We start from the raw sequence: 17548 nt of genomic DNA on the forward strand, positions 1-17548 counted from the left end.
GTTGGCCGCTGCAATCATGACGCTTCCGTTTAGAAAAAAAGGAAAGGCGGGGGCTCAATGAGGACGTGGCGGGTTGGTACGTTTACTATGGGTGCAGCACTCCTGTTTCTAGGGGTTCTGCTCCTCTTCTCACAATTTGCGGATTACAGTTTGTACACGGTCATGCTATCCTGGTGGCCTGCTTTATTAATCATCCTTGGAGCTGAAATCCTTCTATTCCTGTTTGTCCAAAAGAAAGAAAATGCCTTTTTGAAATACGATCTTTTAAGCATTTTTATCGTTGGACTATTAGGAACAGCTGGTATTGGTTTTGCCATTGTGAGTTCCACAGGGGTACTGGGAAAGGTTGAAGCGGCAATGAACCGGGAGGGCCGTTCCTTTGAGCTTCCTGAGTTTTCATCTTTAATGGATTCGAATATAAAACGAATTGTTGTAAACACAGCCGGCTATCCTTTGACAATCGAAACGACGGCCAGCAAGGAGGTTTCCCTTTTTGGAACGTATAGGACACAAACCTCAGCAGGCAAAAAGGTGTTGGAAAGTGCCAGCGATTACGTAACAGTAATTGCAAAAGGGGATACCCTCTATCTAAATATGAAACGATTGCCATCAGAGGCATGGCCATTTGATTCCTATTCGTCGCTGGAAGCTACACTGCTTGTTCCCGCTGACGCCAATCTCGATGTTGCGGGAGTGGACAGTGAGCTTTCCTTGAAGCCAAGAGTCCTTCTCGGTAACTGGACAGTGGACCGTGCCTCAGAGGTTTCTCTTCACATGGACAATAAAAGTGATATTAAGGTTACTGGAACGAATATCCAAAGTCTTGCAGGTAAGGACGAATTATGGTCAGTTGTGGGCAGTGATACAAAAAATACTGACGAGGATGGGACTGGCAGGACTGCTGCCTACAAAACTGGTGAGGGGAAATATAGCATCGCCATCTCGAATACATTTAGGGTAAACCTTGAAGGCGGGCGTTAGGTTTGGGTGTCTGCCATAACCGTTTTTTCGGATGAATTTATTCGGAAGTATTCTCATTGACCATGAAAAAAGTATTGTCAAAGGGGTTGGCGATTCGAGCCGGAATGGGGCGGTAATTGGCATCGATTTAAAGGGGAAAAGGAAGTAAATTGTTTGAATGCAGTCTTGCAATGTTTTTGACAAAGAAACGAAGTGGGCCGCTTTCCTTAGGGAAGGCCGGTCCTTTTTGACATTATTGTGTATGTTCTGATGATTGGCCGTTTCTCGAAATTATGTAAGGTAGAATAGAAGGGAAAGCGGGGCTCCAACGGGAATTTGAAGGTGGGAAGGAGATGCTCCGCAGACGGAATGATCACTGTAAAGGAGAATGGCTGTGAAAGTGATTCCTATTTTGGCAGCGGGCGTTTTATTAATGGCGGCTTGTTCTGCATCTGATTCAGCTACAGAGAAGCCGAAGAAAGTGGAAAGTACAGGCGGTTACAAGTCGATTGCCAAGGAAAATGAAGGTGAGGAAACCCCGGCCTTCAAGTCGGTTCCTTCAGCTGAAGCGGAGAAAATGGTTGCAGGTGGCGGGGTGACGGTTATCGATGTCCGGGGGCCGGAGCTATTTGCAGAATCCCATCTGCCGGAAGCGCAAAATATTCCGATAAAAGAAATCGAGGCGAAGTCTTACGACTTGGATCCGAACGGAACCTATTTGATTGTGTGTCAAAAAGGAAAAACCTCGGAAAAGGCAAGCGGACTTCTTGTTGAAAACGGCTATCCAAACGTTATTAATATGAGTGGCGGGATGGATAGCTGGACGGGCGCGACCGAAAAGTCGAAGTAGACGTAGGTACTAAAGGTAACTTCCAGAAGAAAAAGTGAACAGTGCCAGGCATCCGCTCATTTAATGAAAGCGCGGACCGGGTACTGTTTATTTTTTTGCAGAAGGAATCTTGGACTTCCGAAATCGTGGCAATTTTCGAAAATCTTATATATATTTATAGTACAACATGAACGAATGTCTGCTCACATTACATAGGGATACTTATTACATTTTGAGGAGAATGCCGCATGGAAGAGAAAATTGAGAAAGCAATACAAGATATCTACCCTGATGATTTCGCCTGGTGTTATGGCTGTGGACGGTTAAATAAGGATGGCCATCAACTCCGGACAGGTTGGCAAGGCGATAAGACGGTTACGATTTATACGCCTGATTCAAAGTATATGGGAATTCCAGGCTTCATTTATGGCGGAATGATCGCCTCGTTGATTGATTGCCACGGGACAGGGTCTGCCTCGCTTGCTTTACACCGGAAGAATGGGAATGAAATCGGTGATGGGACCGTGCCGCCAAGGTTTGTCACAGCCAGCCTCAATGTGGAATTCCTGAAACCGACTCCGCAGGACGTTCCGCTAAAAGCAATTGGAACAGTTGAAGAAATCCATCCGAAGAAATGGAAGGTCCATACAGAGTTATTTGCAAATGACATTCTTTGCGCCCGTGGAGAGGTCGTTTTGGTCGTCATGCCTAGTACGTTTTTAAATAATAAATAGGAATTTGGTGCCCTGGCACTCCCCGTCATTTTTGCAAGGATTGAATGGGGGAGGGCCAGGTTTGTATTATCAAAGTGATTCCTCTTCGTCTTCCTCATCATCGTCTGAGTACCCCATCTCTGAGAAGGAGTCTACTAAAGCCTCGTGAAATCCCCAGCCAATATCCGCTGTTTCATATAAGATTTGTTTTAAACGGCTAGCAAAAGAGTGGTAGTATTCTTCCTCCATGGCGCATTTCGAGGTGACTTTGTCATACATGCCAACCATACTGTTGTAAAATGTATAGTCAATATCACCAAAGGAATTAGTAAAATCAACACCCAATTCCACGTAGTAAAGCATAAGATCAAGGGTCTTTTCTTCATCTCCTGATAATTTTTCGAAGTTGGCAATCGCCTTTTTTGCTTCGGCAAGGCGAATCGTTGGTTCACCCCGTTTCGTGTAGAACCCGCTTTCCACTGCTTTCTTCGCATTGTTGTACAGTTCCTCTGTTGCTTCATCGCCAAGAAATTTCACGGATAAAATGGACTGGACATCTTTACTTGCTTTAAAAAGCTCTGTTACAAGTTGAATCAGTTCCTTTTGGTCATACTCTTTTAACTTCTTTTTTAATTCCGGGACTTTGATTTTCACTGCTGAACCCCCCTTTTTCTATACTCTTTTTTTCATTATAGAATAAAAAGACTAGATTAGATCGTTTTGCGCTACTGCTGTTTTCCTCATTAGGATAACGGGAAAAGGACTGGAGAACAATATTATAGAAGGAGGCGGAAATCGTGAGTGATGATAAGAAGAAACTGGAGGAAGTGCTTTCGCATTCGCTTGAGGTGGAAGAGGATTTGATGCGGACGTATTTAATCACTGCCGACAATATCCATGAAGATGCTGAGCTGAAGAATCGGCTCGAGAATTTTGCGGAAGGCAACGCGAAGCGAACCGATCAGCTAATGGAAGAGCTTAAGGAGCTAAAGGATAAATAGTTCGAGAAATCTGCTGCAGGACGGATCTGCAGCAGATTTTTTATTTATCCCGGGCAGAAGACTCCTTCTTCGATTGTTGGGAAGCCGCTACCCTGAAAATAAGGAATACCTAATATTTTCATGATTGAACACCACCCCAATTTGCTCTATGATTAAAACAATTAATCTGACTATTTTGCGAGTTTTGAAAGAGGGGTGAGGCGAGTGGAGACAGCCATCAAGGAACTGAAGAATCTGGCGGACTATGACAATGTGCTGGTTGTTGACCGGAACGGGGTTATCCTGTTCTATGACCTCGCCGATGTGAAAATTCTTAAGACGCTCGGCATGCGGCCTGAGGAGTTTATAGGGAGCCGGATTACTTCCTTTTATACGAATCTTACTGAGGAGAACAGCACCCTTTTATCCGCGATTCGGACGGGGGAGTCGCTGTGTAACGTCCGGCAGGAGATGAAGACGAGGACTGGAAATGAATATATTTCGATGAACTCGACATTTCCGATTAAGCAAGGCGAGGAGATTGTCGGAGCGATCGAGTTTTCAAAGCATTTTTTCAAAAAGCCCGATATCCGCGTCATTGACCAGTATGCTGGACACAAGATTTATCGCAAGAATAATACGATTTACACGATAAATGACATCATTACTGAAAACCCTGGGATGCTTGAGATAAAGAGGAAAATTGAGAGGATTGCCAGGTCGGATTCAACGGTGTTCCTATACGGAAGTACCGGTACTGGCAAGGAAATGGTCGCCCAGGCGATCCATAATGCGGGCAGCCGTTACGGAAAGCAGTTCCTATCGCTGAACTGCGGAGCCATTCCGCCAAACTTGATTGAAAGCACGCTGTTTGGAACGGTGAAGGGGAGTTTTACTGGATCGGAAGATATGCCTGGAGCGTTTGAACAGGCGAATGGCGGGACATTGTTCCTTGATGAAATCAATTCGCTTGACCTCCATCTCCAGGTGAAGCTTTTGAAAGCGATAGAGGAAAAGACCATCAGGAGGATTGGCGGCAAAAAGAATATCTTCTTGGATATCCGGGTGATTTCGGCAACAAATGAGCATCCGGAACAATTGCTCGCCGAAAAGCGCTTAAGGGAGGATTTGTACTACCGGCTTGGCGTTGTCCAGCTGGAGCTGCCTCTGCTGAAGGACAGGCCCGAAGACATCAAGCTTCTCCTTGACACTTATATTGCTTTTTACAATGCGCATATGGATGTTGCAGTCGATGGCTATAACGATGAGGTGCTTGATTGCTTTATGGGCTATGATTGGCCCGGGAATGTGCGGGAATTGAAAAACGCGGTCGAGACAGCTTTCAACCAGGTGGAATCAAGGATGATTACCCTTGAGGATATTCCTTACCGGGTTCGCCAGTTCAAAAAAGGCCCGCAGGCATCGGCAGTGCCAATTCGCGGGAAGAGACCGCTGAAGGACGCGGTCGAAGAATTTGAATTAACGCTCATTCAGGAAGCGCTGAAGGAAAGCAACGGTGTCATCGCTGAAAGCGCCCGAATACTCGGTCTGTCGAAGCAGCTTTTAAAGTATAAGATGGAGAAGCATGGATTAAGGTAAAAGAATTTTGACGGAATGAGGGAAAAAATTTTCCCCCATTCCTTTTTTATTTATTGAAAATTCCCCTTATTCAGGCAAAAGAAAAGTTGGCACAAAACTTGCAATAGAAAAAGTATAAGCATTTTAAAGTGGGGAGGCATGCGACAGAAGTTTTTGCGTTCAATTCAAACAAAGGGGATGGGTAATTTGAACAAGCAGCTTGTAAACACGGTTATGTTGGGCTTCGCCCTTTTCGCAATTTTCTTTGGAGCCGGCAATCTAATTTTTCCTCCTTCGATTGGCCTTGCCTCCGGTACTAACTGGCTTCCAGCCTTAATTGGCTTCTCCGTCACCGGGATAGCCCTCCCGCTTTTGGCCGTGTTCGCGATCTTGAATGCGAATGGGAAGTTCGAGGAATTGACCAGGCCAATCAGTCCCTGGTTCTATAAGGTATTTAATTTGTTATTGATGGTTGGTATAGGGGTATTTGTAACGATCCCCAGGATGGCTGCCACTACTCACGAGCTCGGGGTTCATACCCTTGCTCCGTCGGTCCCTAGCATTGCGACGATTATCGCATTCTTTTCCATTTGTTTTTTCTTTGCCATGGACCAATCAAATGTCATAGATAAAATCGGCAAATTCCTGACACCGGTGCTGGTATTGGCGCTTTTGATCATCGTGGTCAAAGGAATCTTTACACCGGTTGGAGCACCGATTGCGACCGCGCTTGCAAATCCATTTTCGAACGCTTTTATTAATGCGTATCAAACCGGTGACGTGGTGACGGGCATTTTTTGCGCACCGATTTTCATTGCCGCGATTCTTCATCATGGGTACAAGGGAACTGAAATGAGGAAGGTCGCTGTTCGCGGCACACTGATTGCAGGCGCTGGATTGCTCGTTGTTTACGGGGGGCTTTTATATCTTGGCGCATCCGCAAGCGGAACAGTGCCCGTCGATATCGAACAGACCGCCCTTGTGTCCGAATTGATTAACCGAATCCTTGGAACTTCGGGGGCTGCGCTTTTGGCCGTTACGATTGCGCTGGCATGCCTTACTTCGGCAATCGGTGTTCTGGCGGTCATCGCCGACTTTCTAAATAAGCTCACGCATAACAAAGTAGGCTACAAGCCTTGGGTTTTTATCCTGTGTGTGGTCGCTGCCTTCATGGGCTCGTTCGGGGTTGGCAAAATCATCAATTATGCAATGCCAATTTTCCTTGCCCTTTATCCAGTGGCGATTGTGCTCGTCTTCCTTGGGCTTTTCCGAAAGTACATTCCGAATTCAGGAGCGTATCGCGGGACAATTTTGTTAACATTCGTAGTAAGTCTAATTGAAACAATGGGGGTCATCGGCTTCCCAATTCCTGGTCTGACTCCGGCTGTTGCCATGCTTCCATTGGCGGCAAACGGATTTTCGTGGCTTGTTCCTGCTGTGATAGGGTTTATAGCCGGTGCTTTTCTTGATAAAAGCATCAGGAAGAAACAGGACCAGGAACCGACCGTGGTCAGCAACTAAGAATTTTGCAAAAGGGGGAATACTTATGACCAAGCAACTATTTGTAAATGGAAAGATTTTCACCTCGAATCCCGATCAGCCGCAAGTATCTGCGATGGTGGTTGAAAATGGACGGATCGAATGGCTTGGTGAATCAGAACAAGCAGCCAATTTCGATGGGATAAAAATAGACCTTCAAGGGCGCCGCGTCCTGCCAGGCTTTATCGATGCCCATCTGCATCCTTTATATTTGGCTAAAGCGGCCAAGCAGGTTGCCTGCACAGCGCCTGTCGTGAATTCGATCGAAGATATCAAACGAGAAATCCGTAGCCAGCTTGAAGAGGCAGGGGATGGCGGATGGATTGAAGGCTGGGGATACGACGAAGGGAAGCTGGCCGAAGGGCGCGCGCCGAATCGTCGGGATTTAGACCAGGCGGCGATGGACGTACCGGTCGTCCTCACCAGAACTTGCGGCCATATCGTTTCGGTTAACAGCAAGGCGCTGGAACTGGCAGGGATTACGAAGGACACGCCAAACCCTCCCGGCGGTAAAATCGGGAAGGACTCAGACGGCGAGCTGACAGGCATTCTGCAGGAAAGTGCAAGGCATCTCGTTATGGCAAAACTTCCACAGCCCACGCTCGAGCAAAACGCCGAGCTATTGGGAGAGCTATCCGAATTCCTTTTTGCCCACGGGATCACTGCCATCACTGACCTTATGGCATTAAGGAAGCCAGTTGATTATGTAGAGATGTATAATGAAGCGCGCCGTAAGGGATTGAAGCAGCGTTCGGTGCTCTATTATATTTGGGATGAAATCAAGGACAGTGCTAAATTGGGCGAGGCTGAAACCGACCGGCGCAATCCTGTCCATATCGGCGGCATAAAGCTGTTTTCGGACGGGAGTGTTTCCGGACGGACTGCCTGGGTAAATCCTGCATATGTCGGGGACGGCGAAGAATACGGAATCGATACGACGTCGCGCGAGGAGCTGCTTGCTGCAGCCGAGGCTGCTGAACGGAACGGCGTCCAGCTTGTTGTCCATGCAATGGGAGAACAGGCGATTGACCTGATAGTCGATACTTTCTATGGCAAAAAAAGCTGGCTGGCGGACGGGCCGTCGATTCGCATCGAACATGCCGCGATGCCAACTGTAAAAGCTATCGAGCGCGCCGCCGAAATGGGAATCGCGTTTGTGCCTCAGCCGATTTTCCTTTTTGCTGAAATCGAAAGCTACGTCAAAAACCTAGGTGCAGAACGGCTGAAGACCACCTATCCGGTAAGGACAATGCTTGAGGCCGGGATTAAGGTTGCCTTTTCCTCCGATGCGCCGGCAACCGCCTGGGCTGACCCGGTTGACCCGTTCGTTGCCATTAAATCCGCCGTCACCCGGGTTGCCTATGACGGAACCGACACCGGCCAGGACCAGCGGGTCGATACCGTGACCGCAATAGAGCTATACACTCGCGCCGCCCAGGAAGTCACACGCATCCCGGAAATCGGCCAGTTGAAACGCGGCTATCATGCCGACTTCATCGTCCTGGACAAAGACATCCTCGAAGTCGAGCCGTTCGAGCTTGATACGGTGAGTGTGGAAGAAACGTACATGGGCGGGGAGCTGGTTTATCAGAAGGTTGCTGTTAGGTGATTTTAATAGAGTGGGGGATGAGGTTTTTGTCATATCCCCGCTATGGAGATGCCTCCCGTTCGGACAGCGAACGGGGGGTATTTCTTTTTGGGAGTCCGAAGGTGTGTTTTAGGTTGGGGCATTTTTAGGGGGCTTTTTTGTTATTTGTCCAAAGTGTTGGGACAGATGAAGGATCAAGTTGCTCGATGTTGGGACAGGTTATGGAATATTTAGGGAGAACTTGTCCCAAGATGGGTAAGGTTAGGACAACAAGGCAGGGATTTGCTTGTTGCCTGTCCCAAGATGAATTAGGTTGGGACAGATTATGGATTAATTAGGGGGAATTGTCCCAAGGTGGGTAAGGTTGGGACAACAAGGCAGGTTTTTGCTTGTTGCCTGTCCCAAGTTGCTAAATGTTGGGACAGGTTATGGAATATTTAGGGGGAACTTGTCCCAAGATGGGTAAGGTTGGGACAACAAGGCAGGGATTTGCTTGTTGCCTGTCCCAAGTTGCTCGATGTTGGGACAGGTTATGGAGTATTTAGGGAGAACTTGTCCCAAGATGGGTAAGGTTGGGACAACAAGGCAGGGATTTGCTTGTTGCCTGTCCCAAGATGAATTAGGTTGGGACAGATTATGGATTAATTAGGGGGAACTTGTCCCAAGATGGATAAGGTTGGGACAACAAGGCAGGGATTTGCTTGTTGCCTGTCCCAAGTTGCTCGATGTTGGGACAGGTGATGGATTATTTAGGGGGAACTTGTCCCAAGATGGGTAAGGTTGGGACAACAAGGCAGGGATTTGGCTTGTTGCCTGTCCCAAGTTACAGCAAACGGGGCGTTCAAATTTTTGTGCCATCCATAAAAGGTTTGGCGATTATATACTGGCTTTAATTAATTTCCGTTCTTCATTCTCTTTTCTTCTATTAAAATATCATTTCATTTACTGTGATAGGCAGGGGAGTAATTTTGATGCTGGACCAACCCTGAAGCAGAAATTGACATTTTATTGACAAGCATTGGTAAATGCTTTGAACTGAAGATCAAGAATAGTAACATTAAAACTGTGACCAGTTCCTTATATAAATAGGAGGTTTTTCTTATGAAAAGTGTTTTTATATTAGGTGGGACAGGGTTTTTAGGTTATTACACAACAAAAGAATTGCTAAAAAGAGGGTATACGGTGTCTACTGTTTCCCTTCCTCCAATGCCGACAGCGGATCTTTTGCCGCCGGAAGTGGAATGCAAGTTAGGGAATATAAACGAGATGTCAGACGAAGAAGTAATTGAGCTGCTGACCGGAAAAGATATGTTTGTTTATGCGGCGGGGGCGGATGAGCGGGTCGTGCCTGATGCGCCGGCAGCGAAGTTTTTCTATGAAGCGAACGTCCTGCCTACCCAAAGGTTGGCGCGGCTTGCCAGGAAGGCAGGAGTGAAAAGGTTTGTGATCCATGGATCTTATTTTGCCCATTTTGCAGAAGAGTGGCCAGAAGTTGGGCTAAGGGATCAGGCATATCCAAGGACTCGGCTCCTTCAAGAGGAGGTCGCCATGCTGGAGGGAGAGGGTGAGATGGATGTCATGTCAATCCGTCTGCCATATATTTTCGGCACGATGCCTGGCCGGACTCCGCTCTGGACGATGTTCCTTCCACAAATCCAGGGCAAGGATTTCGTTCCGGTCTTAGGCGGGGGCACCGCGATGGTGACCGCTCAGCAGGTTGCCGAAGCCACTGTTGGCGCGCTTGAAAACGGCAAACATGGCGGGAGGTACGCCATTGGAGATACAAATATGAAGCATGCCGAGTTCTTCAGGATTATTGCGGATCTTTTGGGTCAAAAAGAAACCGTCATCCATGTCGTGCCGCTTGAGCAGGTAAGGGATGCGTATGCGAAGATTGATGAACAGACGGCTGCCGCCGGAAAGGAACACGGAATCCATATTGCGGTAACAGCTGATATCCAAAATAGAGATGCGTATCTTGACCCTGAGGAAACAATGCCGATTCTAAAGTACAACAAAGCGGACGTCAGGGCATCGATTGAGGAAACGATCAAGCGTTGCATTGAAGCGACACAGTAAAATCAGTGAAGCCAAGGTGTAAATAGATTCTTAGGGTGGTTCTCCTATTAAAGGGGAGCCGCCCTGTTTTGTTTTACTGAATTGTATCGCGGGTTGGTGATAGTCTGCAAAAGTCTATCATGTCTATTATTAAAAATATTACAGCTTTGAAATATTCTCCTTTTCTTTGTAATAGAAATAGTTTTCTAGTGTAACGGGACTGTTACATTGAGTTGCTATGATGTTTTTAGCAAAAAAAGTAAAGGGGATTAGATTTTGAAAAAGACGATCTTAAGTTTATTGACTGCCTTTGTTGTGCTTTTTGGATTTTCGAATGCCTCTTTAGCCGCTGGAAATACATATAAGGTTCATAAAGGTGACACCCTGTGGGGCATCTCCAAGAAAAATAAAGTAACCGTCCAGCAATTGAAAGCCTGGAATAACCTAAAATCAGATAGAATCCACCCTAATCAGGTTTTAAAGCTCACTGGCGCAAAAGCAGGACCTGCGAAAAAGCCTGCTGTAAAAGCTGCTGCCGCTAAAAAGCCAGCTGCGAAACCTGCAGCGTCAACTAAGAGATACAAAGAAATTACCGTTAAAGCCACAGCTTACACAGCCAGCTGCAAAGGCTGCAGCGGCATCACGGCCACTGGAATCAACCTGAAGAAGAACCCGAACGCGAAAGTCATTTCTGTTGATCCGAAGCTGATCCCGCTAGGCACAAAAGTTTATGTGCCAGGCTACGGAGAGGCGATTGCCGGGGATAGGGGATCCGCAATGCGCGGAAATAAAATCGACGTTTTCATCCCTGACCGCAAAAAAGCGCTTCAGTGGGGAACAAAGACAGTCAAGATAAAAGTATATTACTAAATTGTTAGAGCCTGCCGATTTCGGCAGGCTTTTTGCATGGAAATTGTATTTGGGCGGTCCTTTTAATAAGGACGGTGATTTGAGTGAATAACTATACCCCTGAAGTAGAAAACTACTTAAAAATGTTGGAGGAACACAATGCGAGACAAAAAAGAAGAGCATGAACAAATAAGTAAGTTTGAAAATAACCAGCGACTTGAGGAAAGCGAATCAGGTTACGGGCTTGAAGCCGTGGAAAAGGGAATGGATTTTGCTGAAGGCGATAAAAGTAATCCTTCAACTTGTGGTGGTTTGTAACATAGTGATGGAGATAACATCATATAACAGGTGATCAGGATATTTTGGCAAAATTCTCTTGGTTCGGACAGTGTACATGTAATTATCTGTTAGTCTGTCCGAAGTTGCCTGATGTTCGGACAGCACATGAGCAATTACCTGTTGGTCTGTCCGAAGCCGCCCGATGTTCGGACAGCGCAAGAGTAATTCCTGGTTATCTGTCCGAAGCCGCTCGGAGCAGGGCAGCTCATAATAAAAAAGAACGGTACTGGTTTCCCATTGGAAAAACAGTACCGTACCTATTTAACTACTAATTGACTTTAATGGTGTGCGTTGTTGAGTTGGTTGCGCCTTTGTCGTCGGTAACAGTCAATGTGACGGTAAAGGTGCCTTTTTTACTAAAGGTTTGATTAACCTTAGCTCCAGAACCGGTTGATCCATCCCCGAAGTTCCACGCATAGCTCACGATTTTTCCATCTGAATCACTGGACTGTGAACCGTCGAAGGTTGTAACCTTCTTTTGCTTGGCGGTAGCATCGGCTTGGATTACTGCGGTTGGTGCTTTGTTCTCTGCCTGAGCTTCAGCTACGTATAGCTTTCCTGGTGCTACGGCTTCCACCTTGTTGCCGGCCTGGTCGGATGCCTTGATAACAATCACGCCGCCTTCCATCTTCAGCGTAGTAGGAGTTTTATACGTACCTTCATAATGGCCAGGAGATGTTTCGGTCATGGCAATTTCATTGTTGCCGCCAGAAACCATCAGTGGCAATTCAATTCGGAAGGATGCAGTTAGTCCTTCTTCACTGTCGAAGGATACACGTACTTCTTCACCCGGTTTAATGCGGACATCGACAGCCGGAGAAATATTTGTAATCTCTGGGGCGTCAAGGTCCACAACGACATTGCGGGTAACGGTCGTCTTGTTGCCGGCCCGGTCAGTGGAGACGACGGTAATCGTATTTGCACCGATGTCTAATAGGACTTTGTGTGAGAAACTGCCATCTGCGCTAACAGTTACAGACTGTCCGTTCACTGTTAGCTTATCGAGATTCTCATCGCTAGTCGTCCCTTTTACATAAACCATTTCAACATTTGTTTTGTGGCCCTGGACAGGTGCTGTGACATTGAGTGCAGGAGCTGTTTGATCCAGTGTCACGTTAACAGTCTCGGAACGGTCGGTAATTTTGCCATTAACGACTGCTTCAACGGACAGGGCATTCGCGCCAGTGTTTAATGTAGTCTCGATGCTGAATTTACCATTTTCAACTGTTCCAGTTCCGACTTCTTCTGTACCGTTGTACAGCTTCGCGGTAGCACCATTGGCCTGGGATGTTCCGGTTACGGTAACCTTTTCATCCTTTGTGAAGGAGCCATCTGCCGGAGACGTAATAACTGGTGCGGTAACAGGGTATTGAACTATCGCCCGAATCATGTAGTTGCCTTCGGCAGCTGGAGACTGGCTCCAGGCTCCGCCGACTCTTTGCCAGCTGCGCAGAGCGTTCTTGCCGTCTTCATCCGTTGCCAATCCTGGGGTGTTAGGATTTGCGAATGTTTGAATGTATACAACGTAGAAATCTCCTTCGGCCATGACAGGCTCTTGGAATTTCACTGATGTCCAGTTGCCATCTCGTTTTGCTGTACCATCAAATGGGCCTGCCAGCAATCGGCCAGGTGATCCATTCGCGCCAGTCGCATCGTAAATGGCATATTGGAATGCAGTACCGCCTGGGACTGGCCATTCAGTATCCCAGAAGCGGAACATTGCACCTGTTACTTGTGCAGCGCCATTTTCAGGAGTCATTCGTACAGCCCAGGCATTGCCGGCTGCGTTGAAGGCACGTGCGTTTTCAGCTGTACCGTCATCATAGCCGATTGTTCCTTCAAAACCGATAAATGGTTTCAACGCTACATTTGCTTCAGCTGAACCATTTCCTTTCACGGTTACAGTTGAATTTTTATTGTAGTACTGATCGGCGGAAACCGCGAGAGTGTACGTCCCTTCCAATACTTCAAGGGAGAAGGCGCCGTTCTCATCCGTAACAACTGGTGTAATCTGGGCGTCTTCCAATACCATTACGGTTGCACCCGCGATTGGTGCATGTGATCTTTCGTCTGTTACGACACCGGTAATGGTGCCATGCGGGATTGGCTCAAGCGTAAAGTTGGCCGATGTATCTCTGCCGTCAACGACTGTAATTGAACGGGTTTGCGGATAGAATCCGTACGCTTCTGCCCGAAGTGTAAAATCACCCGCTACATGAATCATGTTAAACTGCCCGTTGCTCGGATTGGTTCTTGTAGAACGCCCGGTCTCGAGAACCGTTACTGTCGCATTGGCAGGTAAGCTTTGCAGATCCACTCCGCCTTGCGTTTGTTTTGGCATTTTATCTTTTTCTGTTCTTGAAAGTTTGACCGCAGGTTCAGTATAGACTGCCTTTGGTTTATCCATTTCCTGAACATCACGCTCAATGGCTTTTTCTGTTTTTTGCGGTGCCGGAGTTGACAATACAGCGAAGTTATCAATATACCAGCCGAGCTTTACAACACTGCCATCGGACGTAACACGGTAACGTACTTGAACCTGCTCGCCGGCATACTGGGTCAAATCATAAGATACGGTCGACCAGTTTTTGCCGTTTGTCGAGTGGCTGAAGAGCCCAAGCTGGGTCCAGGTTGCTCCGCCATCCTTGGTAATTTCGACAAAGCCTTTATCGTAATTTGTCTCAAGCTCATACCAGTGTGCAAATGCAAGTGTTGCGTTTGTTACTTGCGAGAGGTCGATGACTGGAGAAACGAGTGAGAAATTGCTGCTGCTCTCATAATTTCCATCAAGATCTGTTCCCCATACATTTGGAGCGGATAGAGGGACTGGGGCACCAGTTCCGGATGGAGTGCCGCGCTCCCATTCATCACGCGTACCGGAATGGGTCCAGCCATTATCCGTTTCGCCGTCAAAATTATCGCTAAAGATGGTTACTGGAGCGGTTACAGTGACAGACACCTCGTTCGAACGGCCGCTTTCATTGCCAAAATAATCTTTTGCCGTGACAACATAGTAATACGTTTCGCCATCAGCTGTATTTGAATCTGTAAAACTGTTCACTGTTGTTGTCCCGATTTTCTCATAACCATCGCCGGAGACGGATGAGCGATAAACAAAGTATTCTTTCAAATCGAGATCGGCTGGTGCTGACCAGTTAAGTGAGACAATTCCCAGTGAATCTGCGCGCGCTGTCAGATTAGCAGGAGCAGCTGGTGCTGCATCATCCGCGCCTAGAATCGCCACATCATCGATATACCATCCATCCCGTGTTTGGGACCCATCGGAATGGAGATTGAAAATAACATAAACTTGTTCACCCGCAAATTGGGTAAGGTCGACCAGTTCGTTCTTCCAACCATTGCTTTGCCCGGTGAATTGGGCGAGGGGAACGAATTGATAATCTGTGGATTCTGCTGCTGCATACACAACTCCTCTGTCATAATTGGTCTCGAGATTGAACCATTGCTTGAAGGAGAGAAGCGCACCTTCGTCGCTATCCAAAAGGTCAATTGGAGGCATCATCATGTAGGAGTTGGAATTGTTCATATATTGTCCGTTCAGCTTGGTTGCGATCAGTTTTTCACCAGATGCTGCGGAACCAGGGCCGCCAACAGGAACACCCCACTCCCAGGTGTTATTTGTTCCGCCGGTTGTAAAGCCGGCAATGTCTGTTTCAAAGTCCTGCGTATAACCAGGCTTCACTCCGTTGGACACTTCAATTGAATACTTGTTTGTTTCAAATCCGTTATTGCCGTAGTCATTAACACGGAAATAGTATTCAGTGCCTTGTGTATCAACGAGGAAGTAAGGAATGTTGCCTTCGTAAACTCCATTTTTGTAGTCACCGGATTTCCGTTCCATTGGAATGAATGTCCAGTGTGTGCTTCCTTTGACACGGGCATATGCTTCTACCGTCACGACGCCAATATTATCCGATACACGGGCTGAAATTGGGATGTCAAATCCGGTGTATGCCTGTGTTACAGGCGTGTGCTCGATAACAGGCTTTTCGAAGTCGTCGCCGGCTGTCGCTACCCGGCCGGATACAGAACCGAGACCGCTAAGGATGGAACCTACCGCATCGCCAACGTTAATCAATCCGCTGCCATACCCATTATTCGGACTAGTTGGATATTCGGCATCTGTTAACGGCGTTGCAGTTGATTGAATAATTTCTTCCAGCTGATCAACTGTAAGTGATGAATTTACCTGCAAAAGCAAAGCTGCTAGTGCCGTCGTATGCGGGCCTGCCATCGATGTCCCATTCCATCCGCCTTCATAACCACCTCCAGGAACAGAGGAGCGGACATTTACACCTGGAGCGGATACTTCAGGCTTGATTTCACCATAAGGTGACGGGCCTCTAAGTGAGAACGAAGCCACTTTGTTGTTGATATCTGTCGCCCCAGTTGCAAATGATTCAGGATAGTTGGCTGGGTTTGCCACAGAACCAGGGCCACCCGGATTGCCAGTACGGACATTTCCTGCCGAAAACTCAGGGAAGATTTGTGCGGCACGCCATGCCTGGACCATCGGGCGGAACCACTCATCAAGGCCAGGACCGCCGCCCCATGAGTTATTCACAACATCTGGCGCCATTTCCGGATGAAGATTGCCGTTTTTGTCAACTGGAGCAATCAGCCATTGGGCGCCTCGCAAAATAATATTATCTGTCGTGGATGGGTTGAAAATCCTGACTGCGATCCATTTCGCCCCAGGTGCAACCCCGACTTGGTTCGATCCGTTTGCTTCTGAACCAACCATTGTACCCATCGTATGTGTCCCATGACCATCCGTATCGGCTGGCATGGATGCGCCACTGTGCGGGTCGTACCAGCTGAGCTCAGGATTGACGACATTCCCATTCTCATCTAAGCCGCGCCATTTACGCTTCAACGCTGGGTGATTATAATCAACGCCTGAATCAAGATTCGCAACAACAATACCTGTTCCATCAATGCCCATTTCCCATGCTTGAGGGGCATTAACCTGATTGATGTTCCACTCTACATTGTTTGGCTGAACATCTTCTTTTACTGCTTCGGGAGACTTTTCTGCTTTATTTAGGAAGCGTTCTTCGTTAGGAAGAAGTTTCTCTACCTCCGCCCGTAAAGCAATCTTCTCCATCACTTCTTTTGTACTCGTAACAGCCATTGCGTTTACGATAAAGAAGCTTTCAAAGCTTTTGACTTCTCCTTTTGATTTCATGCTATCTAAGTATTTTTCCAAACCATACTGTGTTCGGGATGCTGTTTCCCGCAATGAGGTAACAACAGCATTACGCATTGATAGCTTTGCGACTGCGGGAGTTTCTTTTTTCTTAACCGAGGCTTGGTGGGCGTTTTTCGAAACGGAATTCACATCCGATTGTTCTTTCATCTTGATGAGGTAGGTGACATATTCCTTATCGTCAAATTGTTTGGCCAGTTTTGGAGCAATTTTCTGAGCAGCTAATTGGGGGGCGTTTGATTTTAGATCAACTTTTTGATTTGATGTACTTCCAGTTGCAAAGGCCGGGGCAGTGAGCGTTAGTGTAAGAATGAATATCAGGCATAAAGAAATCCATCTACGCAATCTTTTACTTTTCACCAATAAATCTCAACTCCCTTTCAAATAATGAATAAATTCTCTATTAAGAATGTATAGAGATACTGGGAATACCTCCTTTCTCCCTTAGGGTAAAGGAATCTATTTACTTAGACAATCTATAAAAATACAGCAATTTTAATAAAACGACCAAGTTTTCCCAACGTGCGAATACTATTGTAAGAGAATACCAACTAGAAATTTGAAGGGGGGTTTATGGTTGCAATGGTGGGAAATGAGAAGGAGGTTTGGATTGAATTTCCTTTATATTCAAGTGGTTGAATTTCGACAAATACTGTCTTTTCCTTTGTCAGAGACTTTTTTTCTATCGCATAAGCCAGTTTCTCACTACTTTCCAGAGGTTTATCAACCGTTTGGGAATTTTTTATAATAGTTCCCTAGATCGTCCGTTTCCCTGAAAATCGACAAACACCGTCTTTAACAGACTAAATTACTTATAGCGTTAAACAGTCAAAATGAATGGTAAAAAAGACGGTGAAAGCGTAAGAGGGGAATCCGAGTGTAGCT

12 protein-coding genes and 1 pseudogene are annotated in these 17548 nt (G+C 46.8%); 11 read left to right on the plus strand and 2 right to left on the minus strand.

The window, feature by feature from the left end; all coding sequences use genetic code 11:
- Positions 1–57: 57 nt before the first annotated feature.
- From BN1002_RS05925 to BN1002_RS05935, 4 genes and pseudogenes are all read left to right on the plus strand, one after another.
- Positions 58–981 carry a hypothetical protein gene (locus tag BN1002_RS05925; RefSeq protein ID WP_048824100.1) on the plus strand — a complete coding sequence of 308 codons (924 nt, stop codon included), beginning with the start codon at positions 58–60 and terminating at the stop codon, positions 979–981.
- 46 nt (positions 982–1027) lie between these two features.
- Positions 1028–1129: pseudogene (locus tag BN1002_RS24470) on the plus strand (hypothetical protein); the annotation flags it as partial.
- A 219-nt stretch (positions 1130–1348) separates the two neighbouring features.
- Positions 1349–1810: a rhodanese-like domain-containing protein gene (locus BN1002_RS05930; RefSeq protein WP_082036151.1), complete on the plus strand. Its 462-nt coding sequence runs from the start codon at positions 1349–1351 to the stop codon at positions 1808–1810.
- 227 nt (positions 1811–2037) lie between these two features.
- Positions 2038–2523 (plus strand): PaaI family thioesterase, encoded by a 486-nt coding sequence (locus BN1002_RS05935; RefSeq protein WP_048824102.1) that lies wholly within the window; start codon positions 2038–2040, stop codon positions 2521–2523.
- A 69-nt stretch (positions 2524–2592) separates the two neighbouring features.
- Here the strand turns inward: BN1002_RS05935 and BN1002_RS05940 are convergent, their stop codons facing one another.
- Positions 2593–3156, minus strand: coding sequence for a DUF6155 family protein (locus tag BN1002_RS05940; RefSeq protein WP_048824103.1), 564 nt, complete (start codon positions 3154–3156; stop codon positions 2593–2595).
- 143 nt (positions 3157–3299) lie between these two features.
- On the opposite strand from BN1002_RS05940, the gene BN1002_RS05945 reads away from it, so the two are divergent.
- The 7 genes from BN1002_RS05945 (at position 3300) to BN1002_RS24005 (ending at position 11412) form a co-directional block, all read left to right on the plus strand.
- Positions 3300–3503 carry a hypothetical protein gene (locus BN1002_RS05945; RefSeq protein WP_231574986.1) on the plus strand — a complete coding sequence of 68 codons (204 nt, stop codon included), beginning with the start codon at positions 3300–3302 and terminating at the stop codon, positions 3501–3503.
- A 204-nt stretch (positions 3504–3707) separates the two neighbouring features.
- Positions 3708–5081 carry a sigma-54 interaction domain-containing protein gene (locus tag BN1002_RS05950; protein WP_048824105.1) on the plus strand — a complete coding sequence of 458 codons (1374 nt, stop codon included), beginning with the start codon at positions 3708–3710 and terminating at the stop codon, positions 5079–5081.
- Positions 5082–5219: 138 nt separating this feature from the next.
- On the plus strand, positions 5220–6581 hold the full coding sequence (gene brnQ / locus BN1002_RS05955; protein WP_231574987.1) for a branched-chain amino acid transport system II carrier protein: 1362 nt from the start codon (positions 5220–5222) through the stop codon (positions 6579–6581).
- Positions 6582–6606: 25 nt separating this feature from the next.
- Positions 6607–8208 (plus strand): amidohydrolase, encoded by a 1602-nt coding sequence (locus tag BN1002_RS05960; protein ID WP_048824107.1) that lies wholly within the window; start codon positions 6607–6609, stop codon positions 8206–8208.
- A 1080-nt stretch (positions 8209–9288) separates the two neighbouring features.
- Positions 9289–10266, plus strand: a complete 978-nt coding sequence (locus BN1002_RS05965; RefSeq protein WP_048824108.1) for an NAD-dependent epimerase/dehydratase family protein — start codon at positions 9289–9291, stop codon at positions 10264–10266.
- Positions 10267–10521: 255 nt separating this feature from the next.
- Positions 10522–11115 carry a 3D domain-containing protein gene (locus tag BN1002_RS05970; RefSeq protein ID WP_048824109.1) on the plus strand — a complete coding sequence of 198 codons (594 nt, stop codon included), beginning with the start codon at positions 10522–10524 and terminating at the stop codon, positions 11113–11115.
- Between the two features lie 138 nt (positions 11116–11253).
- Positions 11254–11412 (plus strand): hypothetical protein, encoded by a 159-nt coding sequence (locus tag BN1002_RS24005; protein ID WP_197072749.1) that lies wholly within the window; start codon positions 11254–11256, stop codon positions 11410–11412.
- Positions 11413–11701: 289 nt separating this feature from the next.
- Here BN1002_RS24005 and BN1002_RS05975 read toward each other — a convergent pair whose 3' ends face one another.
- A complete protein-coding gene (locus BN1002_RS05975; RefSeq protein ID WP_048824110.1) occupies positions 11702–17026 on the minus strand; it encodes a S8 family serine peptidase in 5325 nt (1774 codons plus the stop codon).
- Positions 17027–17548 lie beyond the last annotated feature (522 nt).

It is taken from the genome of Bacillus sp. B-jedd, from assembly GCF_000821085.1.
Taxonomy (GTDB): domain Bacteria; phylum Bacillota; class Bacilli; order Bacillales; family Cytobacillaceae; genus Bacillus_D.